Source organism: Streptosporangium sp. NPDC049046, from assembly GCF_040649155.1.
Lineage (GTDB): Bacteria > Actinomycetota > Actinomycetes > Streptosporangiales > Streptosporangiaceae > Streptosporangium.
Genome location: NZ_JBEZEZ010000004.1, coordinates 249,414 through 264,136, shown reverse-complemented (window position 1 = coordinate 264,136; position 14,723 = coordinate 249,414). Strand labels below are relative to the sequence as shown.

Here is a 14,723-nt window from a genome sequence, read left to right as displayed (position 1 = left end):
GCCGGAAGCCCGGCCCGGCGCGAAGCCGCCCTGCCCGGCGGAGTCCAGGCAGGGAATCGACCGGGCGGCATCTGACCTGTGTCGCCGCCCGGCCTGAGGTCCAGGTGCCGGTTTCAGCCCGAGACGAAAGCGGCGCTGTGATCGGCCGCCCAGGTGAGGAACGTACGGGGAGTACGCCCCAGCACCCGCTCGACGTCCCGGGTGAGCCGCGCGTTGCCGTCCCGCGCCACCTTCCGGGAGCCGTCGACCGCGAAGGCGGCGAACTCGGGATCCACCCCGGCGGCGATCATCCGCTCGTGGTAGACCTCCAGCGGCACGTCCACCGTCTCGACGGCCCGCCCGAGCGTCTCGCCCAGCGCCTTCGCCATGTCCGGGACGCTGAGCAACTCGGGTCCGGTCAGTGTGAGGACGGTTCGTACGTGCTCGCCGGACGTCAGCGCCGTCACCGCCACCTCGGCCACGTCACGCGGATCGACGACCCCCTGCCTGCCGTTGCCCGTCGTGTTCGGCACCGGTCGCCCCTGCCGAACCTGGGGAGCCCACCTCAAGGTGTTGGAGGCGAAGCTGGACGGTCGCAACACCGTCCATTCCAGCTCACTCGAGCTCAGCGCCCGCTCTCCGGCCAGATGCCAGTCCCCGACCTCGGCGTCCTCGTGATCCTCCCCCGTGCCGATCGCCGAGACCTTCACCACCCTCCGCACTCCCGCGGCCCGCGCCGTCGCGACCATCGCCTCGTCGTGCCGGGCGAGCCACGGGCCCGGGGCACTCAGCAGGAACAGGGCGTCGGCACCGCGGGCCGCCTCGGCCAACGACCCTGGATCGTCGAAATCCCCCCGTACGACTTCCACACCCGGCGACGTCGCGCCCTTCGACGGTTCCCGGGTCATCGCCCGAACACGCTCACCCAGGTCCGCCAGCAACCGGACCACCTCACCGCCGACCGTGCCCGTGGCACCCGTGACCAGAATCATGCGCTCACCCTGTCAGCCCGCCCACCAGCCCTTATAGGAATTTTCGGCACGCATGCGCAGCCTGCGGTCCGGCTAACGTTGTGGTCATGAGCATCGAGGTCCCGATGGCCGTGCCGGACGGCCTGCGGCCGCTGATCAAGGCGGTGAGCGTGCTCAGGGCGGACGATCCCGCGGCGGGTGGGCGGCAGCCGCTCGTGCACGTCCCCGACGCCGACACGTCCCTCGTCTTCCGTGCGGCCGCTGCGGGGCAGAGCGACCTGCTCGTGATCGGCCCGCGCACGCGCGCCTCGTACCACGTCGGCAAGGACATCCCGCTCTGCCTGCGGCTGCGGTTGCGTTCCGGCGCCGCCCGACCGTTGCTCGGCGTCCCGGTGAGCGAGCTCACCGACCGGGTGGTCCGCCTCGAGGAACTGTGGGGCTCCTCCTACGACCGGCTGAAAGCCATGCTGAGGCAGGCGGGCGGGGACGACGGCCTGATACTCGAACATCTGGAGGCGGCGCTGTCGGCCAGGTCCTCATCGGACGGGGCGCGAGGCGAACTGGTCCAGGCCGCCGTCCAGGCGCTGCGCGGTCGCACGGGAAAGCGGCGCAAACCGCTGCCCGCCATCGCCCGCCACCTCGCCGTCAGCGAACGCCACCTGCGCACCGTGTTCGCCGAGGCCGTCGGCTTGCCGCCCAAACGCTTCGAACGCATCGAACGCGTCCGCGAGATCCTCACCCTCGCCCGTGTCGGCGGCCCCCGTTGGGCCGACCTGGCCGTGGCCGCCGGCTACTACGATCAGTCCCACATGACAGCCGAGTTCCGTACGCTGATGGGCGTCACCCCTGGCGCCTTCTTCGAGGGCCGCCTGCCCGCCCCCCAGCCCTGCTGACATGCTCGCTGCGTAGGACTTGGGCTGCGCCGTCCGGTTTGCGGCCCGCTGACACTCTCGTGCCACCTGACACGACCCCCGGTCGCCCGGTCCGCTCGTCGTCCACCGCCCGCGCTCGTCCGGCCCTCGAATCCGTCATCACCCGTCCCTCGCGGACGCGGCACTCGCGCACGGGGTGTCCGGCGGCGTGGCGCACGGTGACCGCGCGTCCGGAATCGGGAAATCGCCCCTACCCGCCGCCGATCCCGGGAATACCGGAGGTGAATACGAGACGGCACACGCACATCACCGTGTGTGCGATGGATATTCGGATAGCGGGATTCTCCCGTACGGGCACGACACCTTACCGAACGTGACTTTCTGCTTCCAGTCTCCGAATCCGGAATGTTTTCCGGCGCCTTCGCCGTGCCTCGGTCAGGGGCCGTACGGGGTCAGGACTTCAGTTCGCGCCTGATGTCCTCGTCGTCCGGGGCGAGTTCCAGCGCGCGGGTGAGATCGGCGACCGCCTCCCGGTCGCGTCCGGCGGCGCGCAGCGCCATCGCCCGGTTGAACAGCAGGGCGGGATCGTCACCGGCGTCGAGCGCCCGGGTGAAGTCCGCGACGGCCCCCTCGGGATCGCCGGTCTCGAACGCCAGCAGTCCTCGGTTCGCCCAGGCGGCGGCGAGCGAGGGGGCGAGTTCCAGAGCACGGTCGAAGGCGGTGCGTGCCCTGTCGTAGCGGCCCTCGGCGGTCTCCACCTGGCCCAGCGCGCACAACAGGTACGGGTTGGCGGGATCGATGGCGAGCCCGGTCTCGGTGTCAGCCCTGGCCGCGGCGTACTCGCCGAGCGCGGCCAGCAGCCCCGCCCGGTTGGCCAGGCCGTCCACGAACTCCGGGTCCAGCTCCAGCGCGTGGTTCAGGTCGGTGAGCGAGCCTCGATGGTCACCCGCAGAGAAGCGGATCTCGGCCCGGTTGTAGTAGGGCTCGGGGAAAGGAGGGCCGACCCGCATCGCCGTCTCGTAGTCGGCGACCGCCTCGTCCATCCGGCCCAGGCGGTGCAGCAGGTTGCCCCGGTCGATGTAGTAGTCGGGATAGCCGGGGTCGGCCGCGATCACCGCGTTCAGGTCGCCGAGCGCGTCCTCGGGACGGCCCAGCATCACGGCGAGTTGCGCCCTGTTGGCCAGCAGCACCAGCCGGTGTATCGGGTGCTCGCCGGGCAGCAGGTCTCGATCGGCCAGGGCGACGGCCTCCTGGACCAGCTCCAGGGCCTTGGCGGGACGGCCGCGCCGCACCTCCACCAGCGCCCGGCCGTTGAGGTCGAACCCCAGTTTGAACGCCCGCTCGCGAGGATCGGGCAGCAGCGAGGAGATGGCGATCGCCTGGTTCACCAGCGCCAGCGCGGCGTCGGGGTCGCGCTGTGCCGGGTCGCGACGGCGGACCTTCAGCATTCCGGTGGCGTAGGCGGCGGAGGCGTGGACGACGGGGGAGAGGCTCTCGCGCCTGGCCACATCGAACAGGGCCTCCGAGTCGTCCTCGCGGCCGAGTGCGGCCAGCGCGGTCGCCGTGCTGTGCAGGAGCCGCCACCACGTCGCGGGGTCGTCGTCGGGGTGGGCGAGGCGCAGGGCACGCTCGCCGAGATCCACCACGGCGTCGTGGTAGCCCTCGTCCAAGCACCACTGCACCGCGAACAGGAACGCCTCCACCGCCTTCGACGGGTCACCGCCGCGCTCGCGGTGGTACGGGATCGCTCCGAGTCGCGCGCCGAGTGTCCCCTTCCTCTCCAGTTCGTCGGCGAGGGCGTCGTGCCGCTCCGCGTCGAGGCTCTCCTCGGGAACGGCACGTTCCCGGGTCAGCACGGTGAGCAGCTTCCCGGGGACACGGCGCCGCAGCACCGTCAGGAGCTCGAGGTCGGTGGGGTCGGCCAGGTCGATGTTCTCGACGACGAACGTGCGGGCGCCGGTTTCCGACAGGTGCTCACGGACGAACTCGGCCAGACCGTTGGCCAGGCGCAGCGTGCGGCGCGGGGCGTGCACCAGGATCCGTTCCGCGGCCGGCAGGCTCGCGGCCACCGACCGGCGCCGGGCGGGGATCCGATCGCGCAGGTCGGGCGCGACGGCGCGTAACTCGATGTCGTAGCGGGAGACGAGTTCGGGCCGGGCGGCGGGTAGCAGGGCGGAGACGATCGCGCTCCCGGCGGTGTACGGCCCGCGCAGGCGCCGATCCGCGTCCACCGTGTCCACGGTGGGGGGCGGCGGGTCTCCTTGCGGTTGCTGTCCCCGACTCACCGGACTCCTTTAACTCGATTAGTCGATATTTGGTGATATGACTCTACCGGGGAGCCGGCGCCCATCGCTGGACGCCGGTTCTGCGATTCCGCCTCAGCCGATGTGTTTAGGGCTGGCGGTGCCACTGAGTGCGATGGTGCCAGGCTTGTGAACAATAACACGCTTCATTGCGGGCCTTCCTCACGAATAATAACAAATTGCAAGTATTCGCAGTAATCGCCCATATTGACAAGAAGTATTTCTTATCGTGGCCTGATCCGGACAGTCCTATGGACAGGTGCCGCGTGGTGGTCTCGCTGAGACCGGCCTGTCCGCGATCCGCGCAGGGAGCCGCTGACGTGCCGCATCGGCTCGCCTCGTGGTCTCGTACGCGTGACGGGGGACCGTGGAGAGCCGCGACGCCCTCCGGGTCCGGCCGTCGCGGCGGGCTCCCCCCGCGGGTGAGACCCTGGTGCGATGAGAGAACCGAGGAGTCGCTGGACGGACATCGCCGGGGGCGACGCCGGGGAGCGGTACGCGGAGAGGTTCGCCCGGCTGGCCGAGTCGGGAGCGGACATGCACGGTGAGGCGCGGCTGTGCGCGGAGTTGCTGCCGCCGCCGGCCCGGGTGCTGGACGCCGGGTGCGGCACCGGGCGGGTGGCGATCCGGCTCGCCGAGCTGGGATACGACTGCGTGGGCGTCGATCTCGACGCGTCCATGCTCGCCGTCGCCCGGAGGGTCGCGCCGCGCCTGCCCTGGATACTGGCCGACCTCGCCGACCTCGGCGATCCCGTGGCGCTCGCGGACCGTACGGGTCAGGAGAACCGGATCGTACGGGATGAACGGGGTAATTACATTCAGAGCGGCGAGAAGGGCGGGAGCTTCGACATGGTCGTCGCCGCGGGAAACGTCATCCCCCTGCTCGCCCCAGGGACCGAGGCGCGGACCGTCGCGGGCCTCGCGGCGCTGCTGCGGCCCGGCGGGCTGCTGGTGAGCGGGTTCGGGCTGGACGCCGCCCACCTCCCGCTCGCCTCGGCGACGGTCACCCTGGCCGACTACGACGGCTGGTGCCGCGACTCGGGGCTCTCCCCGCTGAGGCGCCTCGCCACGTGGGAGGGCGCGCCCTACGACGGCGGCGGATACGCGGTGAGCGTTCACACGCGCACCCCGGACCGACGGGGCCCGCGGGGGTAGTAACTTCGTCCCATGCGACTGGGCGTTCTCGACATCGGTTCCAACACGGTCCATCTGCTGGTGATGGACGCGCACCGGGGGGCCCGGCCGCTGCCGGCGTACTCCCACAAGGTGGACCTGAGGCTCGCCGAGCACATGGAGGACGGCGATCGCCTGTCCGCGCGAGGGGCCGCGCGGCTTCAGGGGTTCGTCGAGGAGGCGCTGCGGCTCGCCGAGGACAAGGGGGTCGAGGACCTCATGGCCTTCGCGACCTCCGCGGTCAGGGAGTCGGTGAACGGCGAGGAGGTCCTCGCCAGGATCAAGGCCGACACGCAGGTCGACATCGAGGTGCTGTCCGGCCAGGACGAGGCGAGGCTGACGTTCCTGGCCGTGCGCCGCTGGTTCGGGTGGTCGTCCGGGCGGCTGCTGGTGCTGGACATCGGCGGGGGATCACTGGAGATCGCCTCGGGCATCGACGAACAGCCCGATGTGGCGGTGTCGCTCCCGCTGGGGGCGGGCCGGCTCACCCGTAACTGCTTCACCGCCGACCCGCCACCCGCCGAGGAGGTGCGGGCGCTGCGCAGGCACGTACGGACCGAGATCGCCCGCACGGTGGGCAACGTGTCCCGATACGGTCAGGCCGACCACGCGGTGGCGACGTCCAAGACGTTCAGACAGCTCGCCAGGATCGCCGGGGCCGCGCCCTCGAACGAGGGGCCGTCCGTGCGCCGGGTGCTCAGGCACACCGACCTCGTCGGGTGGACCGACCGGCTCGTCAAGATGACCACCGGGCAGCGTGCCGAGCTGCCCGGGGTCTCCGAGGCGCGGGCGCCGCAACTGCCGGCCGGGGCGATCGTCGCCGACGCCGCGATGGACCTGTTCGGGGTGAGCCAGCTGGAGGTGTGCCCCTGGGCGCTGCGCGAGGGAGTGATCCTGCGGCGGTTGGACGCGATGCCCGAACGGTAAGGTTTGCCGGGGCGCTCACAGGTAAGAGCGGGTGGTTATGAACACCCCTCAGGCTCATGTGGAAGGTGCCGCTCGTAAAGCGGCCAACAGTCAGACACTGGACAGGCTGGCGCGCGTCGGCATAGCGGGCCGCGGTGTCCTCTACGGCTTGATCGGTTTCCTCGCCCTGCAGATCGCCTTCGGCGGTGGCAGCGGAGGCAAGGAAGCCGACAACAGCGGCGCGATCGAGACGGTGGCCGAGCAGCCGTTCGGGACGTTCCTGCTCTGGCTCATGGTGATCGGGTTCGTCGCGCTGGTCGCCTGGCAGCTGTCGGAGGCCGTCATCGGCCGCGGCCAGACCAAGGACAGGGTGGAGGCCGCCGCACGGGTGGTCGTCTACTCGCTGGTGGTGGCGACGCTGCTCAACGTGCTGCTGCGCGGGGACTCGGGCTCCTCGTCGGACAGCCAGTCGAAGGACATCACGGCGATGCTGATGGACCTGCCCGCCGGGCAGTTCCTGGTGGGCCTGATGGGGCTGGGGCTGATCGCTCTGGGAGGCTACTGGATCCACAAGGGCTGGAAGAAGAAGTTCCTTGAGGACCTGCGCACCGGAGAGATGCCCGCGAAGGCGCGGAACCTCGCCGAGAAGTTCGGCATGGCCGGTTTCATCGCCCGAGGCGCGATCGCCGTGGCCGCAGGTGTCTTCATCATCCAGGCCGCGATCACCTACGACCCCGACAAGGCCAAGGGCGTCGACTCCACGCTGCGCTCGCTCGCCGACACCCCTGTCGGTCCGTGGCTGCTCGGTCTCATCGCGATCGGTCTGCTGCTGTTCGCGGCCTACTGTTTCTTCGAGGCTCGCTGGCGCCGTCTGTGACGGATGGAACCGCACGGTACGCCAGGTGCGGACACGCAGGTGAAAGCCGCTTTGGCAAGCCTCACCTGGCTATCCGGTAAGTGATCACATTCCTACTTTTCCGCGACATCTTCCCCGCCGACCTCCGCGTCTTCCCAGAAGTGAAACGTCATCGGAGGGGGCGGTATGGACTCGTCGGAGTACGACGGCAGTGAATGGGTTCTCCGCCTGGCGGGGTCCCCGGACCAGGTGGCGAGAGCGCGCCGCCTGGTCTCGGTGATTCTGGGGCGAGACCACCCCCTCCACGACGACTGCGTCCTGCTGACGAGTGAGATCGCCACCAACGCGGTGATCCACTCCAGGTCGGGGGACGGCGGGGCGTTCACCGTCACGGTGGTCCACTCACCGGCGGGAGTGCGCGTCTCGGTCCAGGACGAAGGCTCCTGCCAGGCCCCCACCGCGAGCCGAGCCTCGGCCGACGCGACAGGGGGCCGGGGCCTGCCCATGCTGGAGACGCTGGCCCACCGCTGGGGCATGATCAGGGAGGCGGGCTCCAACAGGGTCTGGTTCGAGCTGGAGATGGCCGACCTGCGCACGGGCGACCTCGCCGCCGCCCGGTAGACCCGCCGCGTACCGGGCGGGAGCGCCTCCTCGCTCAGCCGGGCCGACGCGGCGTCGTGAAGGGCCGCGTGGCCGGGCGGACGTCCAGGTCGGCCAGCAGCCCGGCGATGCGGGCGGCGCGGAGCGGGTCGACGGGCAGGACGTGACCGGTCCACCAGCGGGCGACCTGTGGGGTCGGCCCCGAGGGAACCCGGTCCAGATAGTCGTCCAGCGGCGGGTCGTAGATGAAGCCGGGCACCACGCCGCGGCTCTCCAGCCGGGCGACGACCTCGTCGCGGTTCTCGACCAGCAGGGGCACCCGCAGCAGCGGCAGCGGCGCCGCCTCGCGGACGCCGTCGGCCGCCCAGGGCAGGGCGCGGAGCAGCTCGACCCCGGCCACCCGGCGCTCCCGTTCGCGGTCGATCACCCGGAACCGGGAGCGGTGGTATCCGCGGAGCAGCGCCCCCTGGCGCATCCGCCAGTCGTCGAGGTCGATCCGTAGCCAGTGGTCCATGGCGCGCGGGTCGACCGGGTCGGCGGCGACGACCGCGCGCAACTCCTCCTCGCGGGGCGGGCAGCGGTGGCCGGTCCAGCGCACGAGACCCAGCGCCTTGAGGGCGTGCCACATCGGCCTGACCAGCCCGGTGCGGTAGATCGTCTCGCGCAGCACGGGCCGCAGCGTGCCGAGCAACTGGGCGCGCGCCCCTCCGGGGAGCAGCAGCTCGTCCCTGGCACGCGCCAGCTCGGGCAGCACGGCCGGGTCCTCCGCGGTGAGGAACCCGCCGGACATCGCCCGCCCGTGCTTGGCGAGGCTGAACACCCCGGCCGTACCGAACGTGCCCGCGGGGCGGCCCTCCACGGTCGTCTGCATGGCGTGCGCCGCGTCGTCGAGGAGGATCACGCCGCGCCGGTCGCACTCTGCGCGCAGCTCGGTCACCCGGTCGGGCTGACCGTACAGGTGGGTGGTGACGACACCGGCGAGTCCGGCCCAGTCGACGGCGGGGACGTCGATGTTGCCGTCGCGCCAGGAGACCGGCGCCATCACCGGCTCAAGTCCGGCGGCCAGCACGACGAACAGCACCGTCTCACAGTTGGTCGGCGAGATCAGCACCCTGTCGCCGCGCTTGAACCAGTGGCGCAGCGCGAGGAGCAGGCCGAACCTGGCGGACGGCACGTGGAGGCACTCCTGGCCGATCCGGTCACGCATGACCGCCTCAAGCGCGCGGCGGCCGTCCGCGGGGCCGGAGGTGGCAAGGCGGGCGCTCATCGGGCCTCCTTCCGAGGGCTCATCGACTCTTCCTGCCGGTGCGCAGCCGACCGTATCGCTTCATGGCCCGGTCGGCGGCGCCGTACAGGACCGGGCTGTCGAGGATGAACCGCCGCACCCGGCGGACCGGCTCGGTACGCAGCCAGTGCGCCGCCGCGCCCATCGACCGGCGGCGCACGATGCCCTCGGTGACCGGGACGGTCCTGCTGCACAGCGCGTCCTTGTACTCCGAGCCGTTGCTGATGCCCAGGTCCAGCGAGGTGATCCCGAGCTTCGCGGCGGACTCGACCATGCGCAGGTGCTGGATCAGGCCGGGGGAGTATCTGGCGTACTCGGGATCGTACGCGGGGAACCAGCCGATCATCGTCGTGCCGGTGCGCAGCCCGAAATGACCCGCGACAGGCCTGCCGTCGGCGTACAGCATCGACAGCGGCCCCGCGAAGTCGTCGGTGTCGACGGCGTGCAGGCGTTCGACCAGCTCCACGACCCACGCCTTGCCGAAGCGGTCGGCGCGGCCCATCCGCTGGTACTGGGCGGACTTCCACCGGCGCAGCAGCCGGAAGCTCTCGGGGTCGTCCACCGTGAACTCGGAGGTGACCTCGCCCACGTCGCGGCTCAGCTTCCGCTCCTTGTACAGGGTGGACTTGAGGAACTTCGGGGAGCGTCCGCGCAGCTCGTCGAGGAAGGCGTGGTAGCCGTCGGAGAAGTCGAGGACCACGGCCTCCTGCCTGAGCGTCTCGAACGGCTTGAACCACGGCTGGTGGTCGACCAGACAGCCGAACTCCCACACGCTCAGCCCGCACGCCCGAAGCAGGGCGTCGGAGTCGAACTCGGCGCCCGGCCGGTGGACGACCCCCTGGGAGAGCGACACCCACCCGCCCAGAGCGGCACTCACCCCGCCGCCGTGCAGTTCGAAGGGGAAGAACCCCACGGGCCCGTCGGACTCGCTGATCACCGCTACCCGCGCTTCCGGGCGGACCTCGCCCATCGCGATCGTGAAGTCCGGACTGAGGAAGGGATTGTCCAGGTGTGAGGTGGAACATTGCATTCCGCGCCATGCCGAGATCTCGGCCGGGCCCAACTCCGCGGGCCGGATGACGCTGATTCTCATGCGCCGTCCCCCGTCGCGCCGGGGCGACCGGCGGTGTGCGCGAACCTACCGTTCACGAGGCCGATGGTCCTTTCTCGAAGCCTGGGACCAGGCAATCGGACGTCGTTGGAGCAGGGGAGGTCCGGACGGTGGGCATGGGGACGTGCGTCACGGCACGTGGAAACCGTCCCAGAACCAGGCGGCGGCTGATCCCCCGATCACGAACCGCCGATCCCCCGACTTCCCGGGTGGCGAATCCCCCGATCCGCTCTTCCCTCGAATCGCCACCCGATGCGCTGAATCTATCGGGATATCGCCCTATTCGCTTAGTAACGAGATAGTTCGCTTGGTAATACGGCAGGCTCGCTACGCGACGTCGAAGGAGGCCGGTCCCGAGGGCGTCCTGGGTGGCAGCGGAGGGACCGCGGGGATGAGCCGCTCGATGACCGGCAGGGCGCGATGGGCGTACAGCGGGTCGATCGGCAGCACGTGCCGGGCCCACCAGCGCGCCACCTCGGGCTCGGGTGAGGGGTCGGTGAACTCGGGCAGGTAACCGTCGTACGGCGGGTCGTAGAGGTATCCGGTGGCGACCCCGTGCCGCTCCAGCTCGGCGATGGCCGCGTCGCGGCCGTAGACCAGCAGCGGAACCCGGAAAAGCGGCTGGTCCAGGTGGCGGCGTACGGCCGGGGCGACGGTGGGCAGCGCGGCCAGCGTCGAGACACCGGCGATCCGCCGCGACCGCTGGCGGGGCAGCGCGTGCAGGCGCCTCGACTGGTACCAGCGAGAAAGGTGGCCCCGCCTGGCCCGGTAGTCGTGCAGGTCGGCCCGGACCCAGGAGTCGAACGCCGGCAACTGCTGGGGTGCGTACTCCATCGCCTTGAGCAGATCCTCGGGGCGTGGCGCGATGCGGTATCCCTCGCGCTCCTCCTCCATACCGAGGGCACGCATCGCCTTCAGCGCCGGGCGGACCATGTTCAGGCGCAGCGCGGCGTGCCGGCCCGCGGAGGTCAGCACACTGTGGATCTCTTTCTTGAAGACACCGGGCTGCAGCAGCCGGTCGCGGTCACGCTCCAGGGCGCGCAGATCCGAGAGGTGCTCGACCGCGATCACTCCGCCGGAGCCCGCTCCCGCGTGCTTGGACAGGCTGAACACGCCGGCCACCCCGAAGGTGCCGATCGGCCTGCCGTTCACGCTCGTCTCGATCGCGTGTGCGACGTCCTCGATCAGGATCTTGCCGCCGAACGCGGCCACCCGGTCCGGCAGGCCGTACAGGTTGGTGGTGAGCACCGCGTCGACCGTGTCGAGGTCGACGGCGTCGACGTCGATGTTGCCGTCGTCGAGGGAGAGGGGGGCGATGACCGGGCGCAGCCCGGCCGCGAGCACGAGGAAGAGGATCTCGTCCGCCGACAGCGGTGACATCAGCAGCCGCTGACCGGGGCTGCACCAGTGCCGCAGGGCCAGATACAGGCCAAGGCGGTTGGAAGGCAGCGGAAGACAGAGGCGATGAGTCCGCTTCGCCACTATGTGCTCAGGAGTCACCGGAGACCAGATATCACGTACGACATCGCGACCGCAAACCGGAAGGGCCGTGTCGCCCTAACCGGTCGCCACCTGGGATGTTTTGCCATGTTTCATCACTCTGCGCATGTTTGGGAAGATCAGCAGCGCGACCAGGAGCTGGCTGCCGAGCATGGCGTAGCCCACCGCGGCGATTCCGAAGTGGGGGAAGAGCACCGCTATCGAGGTGAGGACCAGGACGGCCATCCCGATCTGGACGAGGGCGAGCTTGCGTGCCTCGCTCTGGGCGCGCAGCATGCTGAGGCAGATCTCGATCACCGTCTGGGGGAGCACGGCGATCGCCATCAGGCGCAGCAGCGGCGTGCCCGCCTCGGCGAACCCCGGGCCGAACACGCCCAGGATCAGCGGCGCGCCGATCACGACCACCGCGACGACCGGCCCGACGATCAGGAAGGTGCGCCGCAGCGCGTTGCGCACGCTCTGTCCCAGCTGGGCGGCGTTGAAGGAGCCCTCGACGGTGAGCGAGACCGCCATGTTGGCCGCGAGCAGCCCGACCATGGAGCCCAGGGTGTGCGCTATCGAGAAATAGCCGAACGTCGGGGCGTCGTCGAGCCAGCCCGCGACGATGACCGGGACGAGATAGAGGATCAGCAGGATGGAGAACGCGCCGGGGAAGTCTCCGGCGAGGAAACGCCCCACCTCGCGCAGGCGCGGCGGGTTCGCCGCGGTCACCTCGGTGTTCTTGACGTGCTTGGGGATGATGACCCCGAAGATGAGCCAGCTGATCGGGATCAGCGCTATGGCCGTCGGCACGATCCACGAGACGAAGATGCCGCCGAAGACGCCGCCCTGCGGCAGCGCGTGCGCCAGCGCGATGAGCAGGCCCATCTTGACCAGGCCGAACGCCAGGCTGTTGACCGGCACCCAGACGGCGTTGCGTAGCCCGGCCAGCGTCACGTCCTGGAGGGTGAAGATCGTCCACACGAGCACCGAGGCGAGGAAGAACAGGCCGGGACCGAGCCCGCCGAGGTCGGCGTAGACCGATCCCCACAGCGGTAAGGTCAGCAGGAACCCCAGCGCCGCCACCAGGCCGGTGGCTCCGGCGACCGCGTAGCCGCGCAGGATGAACTCGGCGGTGCGGCGCCCGGCCACCGGGATGAACCTGGCCATGGCGCCCGCGAAGGCGAGCCCGGTCAGGGAGGAGAACAGCCGCATCGCGCTGATCTGGGCCTGTCCCTCACCGAACGCGGTGGCGCTGTACAGGTGCGTGGCGAGGAACCAGTAGCCGAGCCCCAGCACGGCGGTGATCCCCGTGTTGATCATCAGCGCGTAGCCCTGCAGGAACAGTGGGTTCCTGAGGTCCTTGCGGAGGCGGTCCATCAGGCCGGTCCCGCGTGCCTCGGTGGCCGTCCCGCCCGTCGCCCGCTCGCCTCCGTCGCGCGTCACGCCGCCATCGTCGGCCGGGCCGCTTGCATCGACCTTGCCGCCGGCTGTACGGAGACCGGAGGCCGTGTTCGCGCCGGGGCGGAGAATGTCCGGCCCGCTGCCCGGCGTGGGGGCGCCGCTCCCCGGCCTGGCGTGCCGGCCGGTGCCGTGCTCACTCACGCCGGTCTCTCCGATCCGCGCCGTCCCCGAAGGCGGCGCGGGAGCGCCGCGGATCGCTCGGGCGGGGTGGGGCGGTGGTCTCGTCGACGGTGTCGGAAGGGCGCGTCACCGGCCTTCGCGTCTCGTCGCGAGATCTGCCGGTCACCGGGGGGTACATGAGAATCGGCACGTGAGTCATGATGCCCCAGTTTCCGGCGGGCCGTGTCCGGCATGTATACGGAAGTCCCAGGCAGGGCTTGATTGTGATAGAGGCTGCCCCGTTTTCATGGGGATTGGGATGAGCGGGAGTGGCCGAGATCACCTCAGCGGGAGGTGAGGAGGCGGTCCAGGACGCGGACGCCGAACTCCAGGCCCTCGACGGGGACACGCTCGTCCACCCCGTGGAACATGCCGAAGTAGTCGAGGTCCGGGGTGAGCATCAGCGGGGCGAAGCCATAGCCCCTGATGCCGAGCCCGGCGAAGGACTTCGCGTCGGTGCCGCCCGACATCACGTACGGCACCGGTCGCGCCGACGGGTCCTCGGCCACCAGGGCGGCGCGGAGCCGGTCGAAGAACGGCGAGTCCATCGGGGCGGAGGGGGCGTCCTCGATGTTGACGAACTCCCGGGTCACCCGGGGGCCGAGCAGACGGTCGATCGTCTCCAGGAACTCCTCCCGATGCCCTGGCAGGAACCGCCCGTCCACGTGTCCCTCGGCGGTGCCGGGGACCACGTTGACCTTGTAGCCCGCCTGGAGCATCGTCGGGTTCGCCGAGTTGCGGATCTGCGCCCCGAACAGGTCGCCGATCCTGCCGAGCCGCCGAGCCTCCTCCTCCAGCCGGTCGAGATCGATGCGCTCGCCGAGAACGGCCGACAGGTCCTCGATCAGCGCCGCCACTCCGGGCGTCAGCCGCACCGGCCAGCGGTGGGAGGCGATCCTGGACATGGCGTGGCAGAGTTCGGCCACCGCGTTGTCCACCGGCGGGCGGGAGCCGTGGCCCGCGACGCCGGTCGCGGTGAGCCGCATCCAGGCGGTACCGCGCTCGCCCACCGCGACGGGGTAGATCCGCGCGCCCCCGGCCTCGACGCTGTAGCCGCCGGACTCGCTGATCGCGTCGGTGCAGCCGTCGAACAGCTCGCGGTGGCGCCGTACCGCGTAACGCGCTCCGTACTCGCCGGTGGCCTCCTCGTCGGCGAGGAAGGCGAGGACGATGTCCCGATCCGGCCGCACCCCGCGCCGGGCCCAGTCGCGGACCAGGGTGAGCGTCATGGCGAGGGTGCCCTTCATGTCGATCGCGCCCCGGCCCCAGACGCATCCGCCGAAGACCTCGCCGGAGAAGGGGGGGATCCGCCAGTCGGACGGCCTCGCGGGGACCACGTCGAGGTGGCCGTGGATCAGCAGGGCCTCGGGCGAGTCGCCGGGGATCCTGGCGATCACGCTGGTCCTGCGGCTGGCCGACTCGAACACCACGGGCTCGATCCCGGCGTCGGACAGCAGGGTGGCGACGTGCTCGGCCGCCGGACGTTCACCGGTGCCGGGATTGGTGGTGTCGAATCTGATCAGATCCGAACAGATCTGTGCGACCTCGCTCATCAAAGAACGCCC

At 70.7% G+C, this 14,723-nt stretch carries 12 protein-coding genes; 5 read left to right on the top strand and 7 right to left on the bottom strand.

Annotation, left to right across the window (positions count from 1 at the left end):
* Nucleotides 1-113: 113 nt before the first annotated feature.
* Entirely contained in the window at nt 114-971 is an 858-nt protein-coding gene (locus AB0B96_RS07570) for an NAD(P)H-binding protein (RefSeq protein WP_362897081.1), read from the bottom strand.
* An 86-nt stretch (nt 972-1,057) separates the two neighbouring features.
* Here AB0B96_RS07570 and AB0B96_RS07565 point away from each other — a divergent pair, with 86 nt between their 5' ends.
* Nucleotides 1,058-1,843 carry a helix-turn-helix transcriptional regulator gene (locus AB0B96_RS07565; protein WP_362897080.1) on the top strand — a complete coding sequence of 262 codons (786 nt, stop codon included), beginning with the start codon at nt 1,058-1,060 and terminating at the stop codon, nt 1,841-1,843.
* 431 nt (nt 1,844-2,274) lie between these two features.
* Here AB0B96_RS07565 and AB0B96_RS07560 read toward each other — a convergent pair whose 3' ends face one another.
* Entirely contained in the window at nt 2,275-4,107 is a 1,833-nt protein-coding gene (locus AB0B96_RS07560; RefSeq protein WP_362897079.1) for a tetratricopeptide repeat protein, read from the bottom strand.
* 456 nt (nt 4,108-4,563) lie between these two features.
* Between AB0B96_RS07560 and AB0B96_RS07555 the strand changes: the two genes are divergently transcribed.
* The 4 genes from AB0B96_RS07555 (at nt 4,564) to AB0B96_RS07540 (ending at nt 7,681) form a co-directional block, all read left to right on the top strand.
* Nucleotides 4,564-5,280 (top strand): methyltransferase domain-containing protein, encoded by a 717-nt coding sequence (locus tag AB0B96_RS07555; protein WP_362897078.1) that lies wholly within the window; start codon nt 4,564-4,566, stop codon nt 5,278-5,280.
* Nucleotides 5,281-5,292: 12 nt separating this feature from the next.
* Nucleotides 5,293-6,225 (top strand): Ppx/GppA phosphatase family protein, encoded by a 933-nt coding sequence (locus tag AB0B96_RS07550; RefSeq protein ID WP_362897077.1) that lies wholly within the window; start codon nt 5,293-5,295, stop codon nt 6,223-6,225.
* Between the two features lie 37 nt (nt 6,226-6,262).
* On the top strand, nt 6,263-7,081 hold the full coding sequence (locus AB0B96_RS07545; RefSeq protein WP_362897076.1) for a DUF1206 domain-containing protein: 819 nt from the start codon (nt 6,263-6,265) through the stop codon (nt 7,079-7,081).
* Between the two features lie 165 nt (nt 7,082-7,246).
* Nucleotides 7,247-7,681 carry an ATP-binding protein gene (locus tag AB0B96_RS07540; protein WP_362897075.1) on the top strand — a complete coding sequence of 145 codons (435 nt, stop codon included), beginning with the start codon at nt 7,247-7,249 and terminating at the stop codon, nt 7,679-7,681.
* 34 nt (nt 7,682-7,715) lie between these two features.
* On the opposite strand, the gene AB0B96_RS07535 is transcribed toward AB0B96_RS07540, so the two are convergent.
* The 5 genes from AB0B96_RS07535 to AB0B96_RS07515 all read right to left on the bottom strand — a co-directional run bounded on the left by AB0B96_RS07535 (nt 7,716) and on the right by AB0B96_RS07515 (nt 14,711).
* Complete coding sequence (locus AB0B96_RS07535; RefSeq protein ID WP_362897074.1) at nt 7,716-8,927, bottom strand: DegT/DnrJ/EryC1/StrS family aminotransferase; 1,212 nt, start codon at nt 8,925-8,927, stop codon at nt 7,716-7,718.
* Nucleotides 8,928-8,946: 19 nt separating this feature from the next.
* Complete coding sequence (locus tag AB0B96_RS07530) at nt 8,947-10,038, bottom strand: GNAT family N-acetyltransferase (RefSeq protein ID WP_362897073.1); 1,092 nt, start codon at nt 10,036-10,038, stop codon at nt 8,947-8,949.
* 345 nt (nt 10,039-10,383) lie between these two features.
* Nucleotides 10,384-11,538 (bottom strand): DegT/DnrJ/EryC1/StrS family aminotransferase, encoded by a 1,155-nt coding sequence (locus AB0B96_RS07525; protein WP_362897072.1) that lies wholly within the window; start codon nt 11,536-11,538, stop codon nt 10,384-10,386.
* Between the two features lie 75 nt (nt 11,539-11,613).
* Nucleotides 11,614-13,140 carry a hypothetical protein gene (locus AB0B96_RS07520; RefSeq protein WP_362897071.1) on the bottom strand — a complete coding sequence of 509 codons (1,527 nt, stop codon included), beginning with the start codon at nt 13,138-13,140 and terminating at the stop codon, nt 11,614-11,616.
* Nucleotides 13,141-13,442: 302 nt separating this feature from the next.
* A complete protein-coding gene (locus AB0B96_RS07515) occupies nt 13,443-14,711 on the bottom strand; it encodes a M20/M25/M40 family metallo-hydrolase (RefSeq protein ID WP_362897070.1) in 1,269 nt (422 codons plus the stop codon).
* Nucleotides 14,712-14,723: the final 12 nt, after the last annotated feature.

Bases quoted from the DNA above. Each gene is read 5' to 3' on its own strand.
- AB0B96_RS07550 (WP_362897077.1), top strand. From the start codon at position 5,293: ATGCGACTGGGCGTTCTCGACATCGGTTCCAACACGGTCCATCTGCTG.
- AB0B96_RS07555 (WP_362897078.1), top strand. From the start codon at position 4,564: ATGAGAGAACCGAGGAGTCGCTGGACGGACATCGCCGGGGGCGACGCC.
- AB0B96_RS07515 (WP_362897070.1), bottom strand. From the start codon at position 14,711: ATGAGCGAGGTCGCACAGATCTGTTCGGATCTGATCAGATTCGACACC.
- AB0B96_RS07535 (WP_362897074.1), bottom strand. From the start codon at position 8,927: ATGAGCGCCCGCCTTGCCACCTCCGGCCCCGCGGACGGCCGCCGCGCG.
- AB0B96_RS07565 (WP_362897080.1), top strand. From the start codon at position 1,058: ATGAGCATCGAGGTCCCGATGGCCGTGCCGGACGGCCTGCGGCCGCTG.
- AB0B96_RS07540 (WP_362897075.1), top strand. From the start codon at position 7,247: ATGGACTCGTCGGAGTACGACGGCAGTGAATGGGTTCTCCGCCTGGCG.
- AB0B96_RS07570 (WP_362897081.1), bottom strand. From the start codon at position 971: ATGATTCTGGTCACGGGTGCCACGGGCACGGTCGGCGGTGAGGTGGTC.
- AB0B96_RS07530 (WP_362897073.1), bottom strand. From the start codon at position 10,038: ATGAGAATCAGCGTCATCCGGCCCGCGGAGTTGGGCCCGGCCGAGATC.
- AB0B96_RS07545 (WP_362897076.1), top strand. From the start codon at position 6,263: ATGAACACCCCTCAGGCTCATGTGGAAGGTGCCGCTCGTAAAGCGGCC.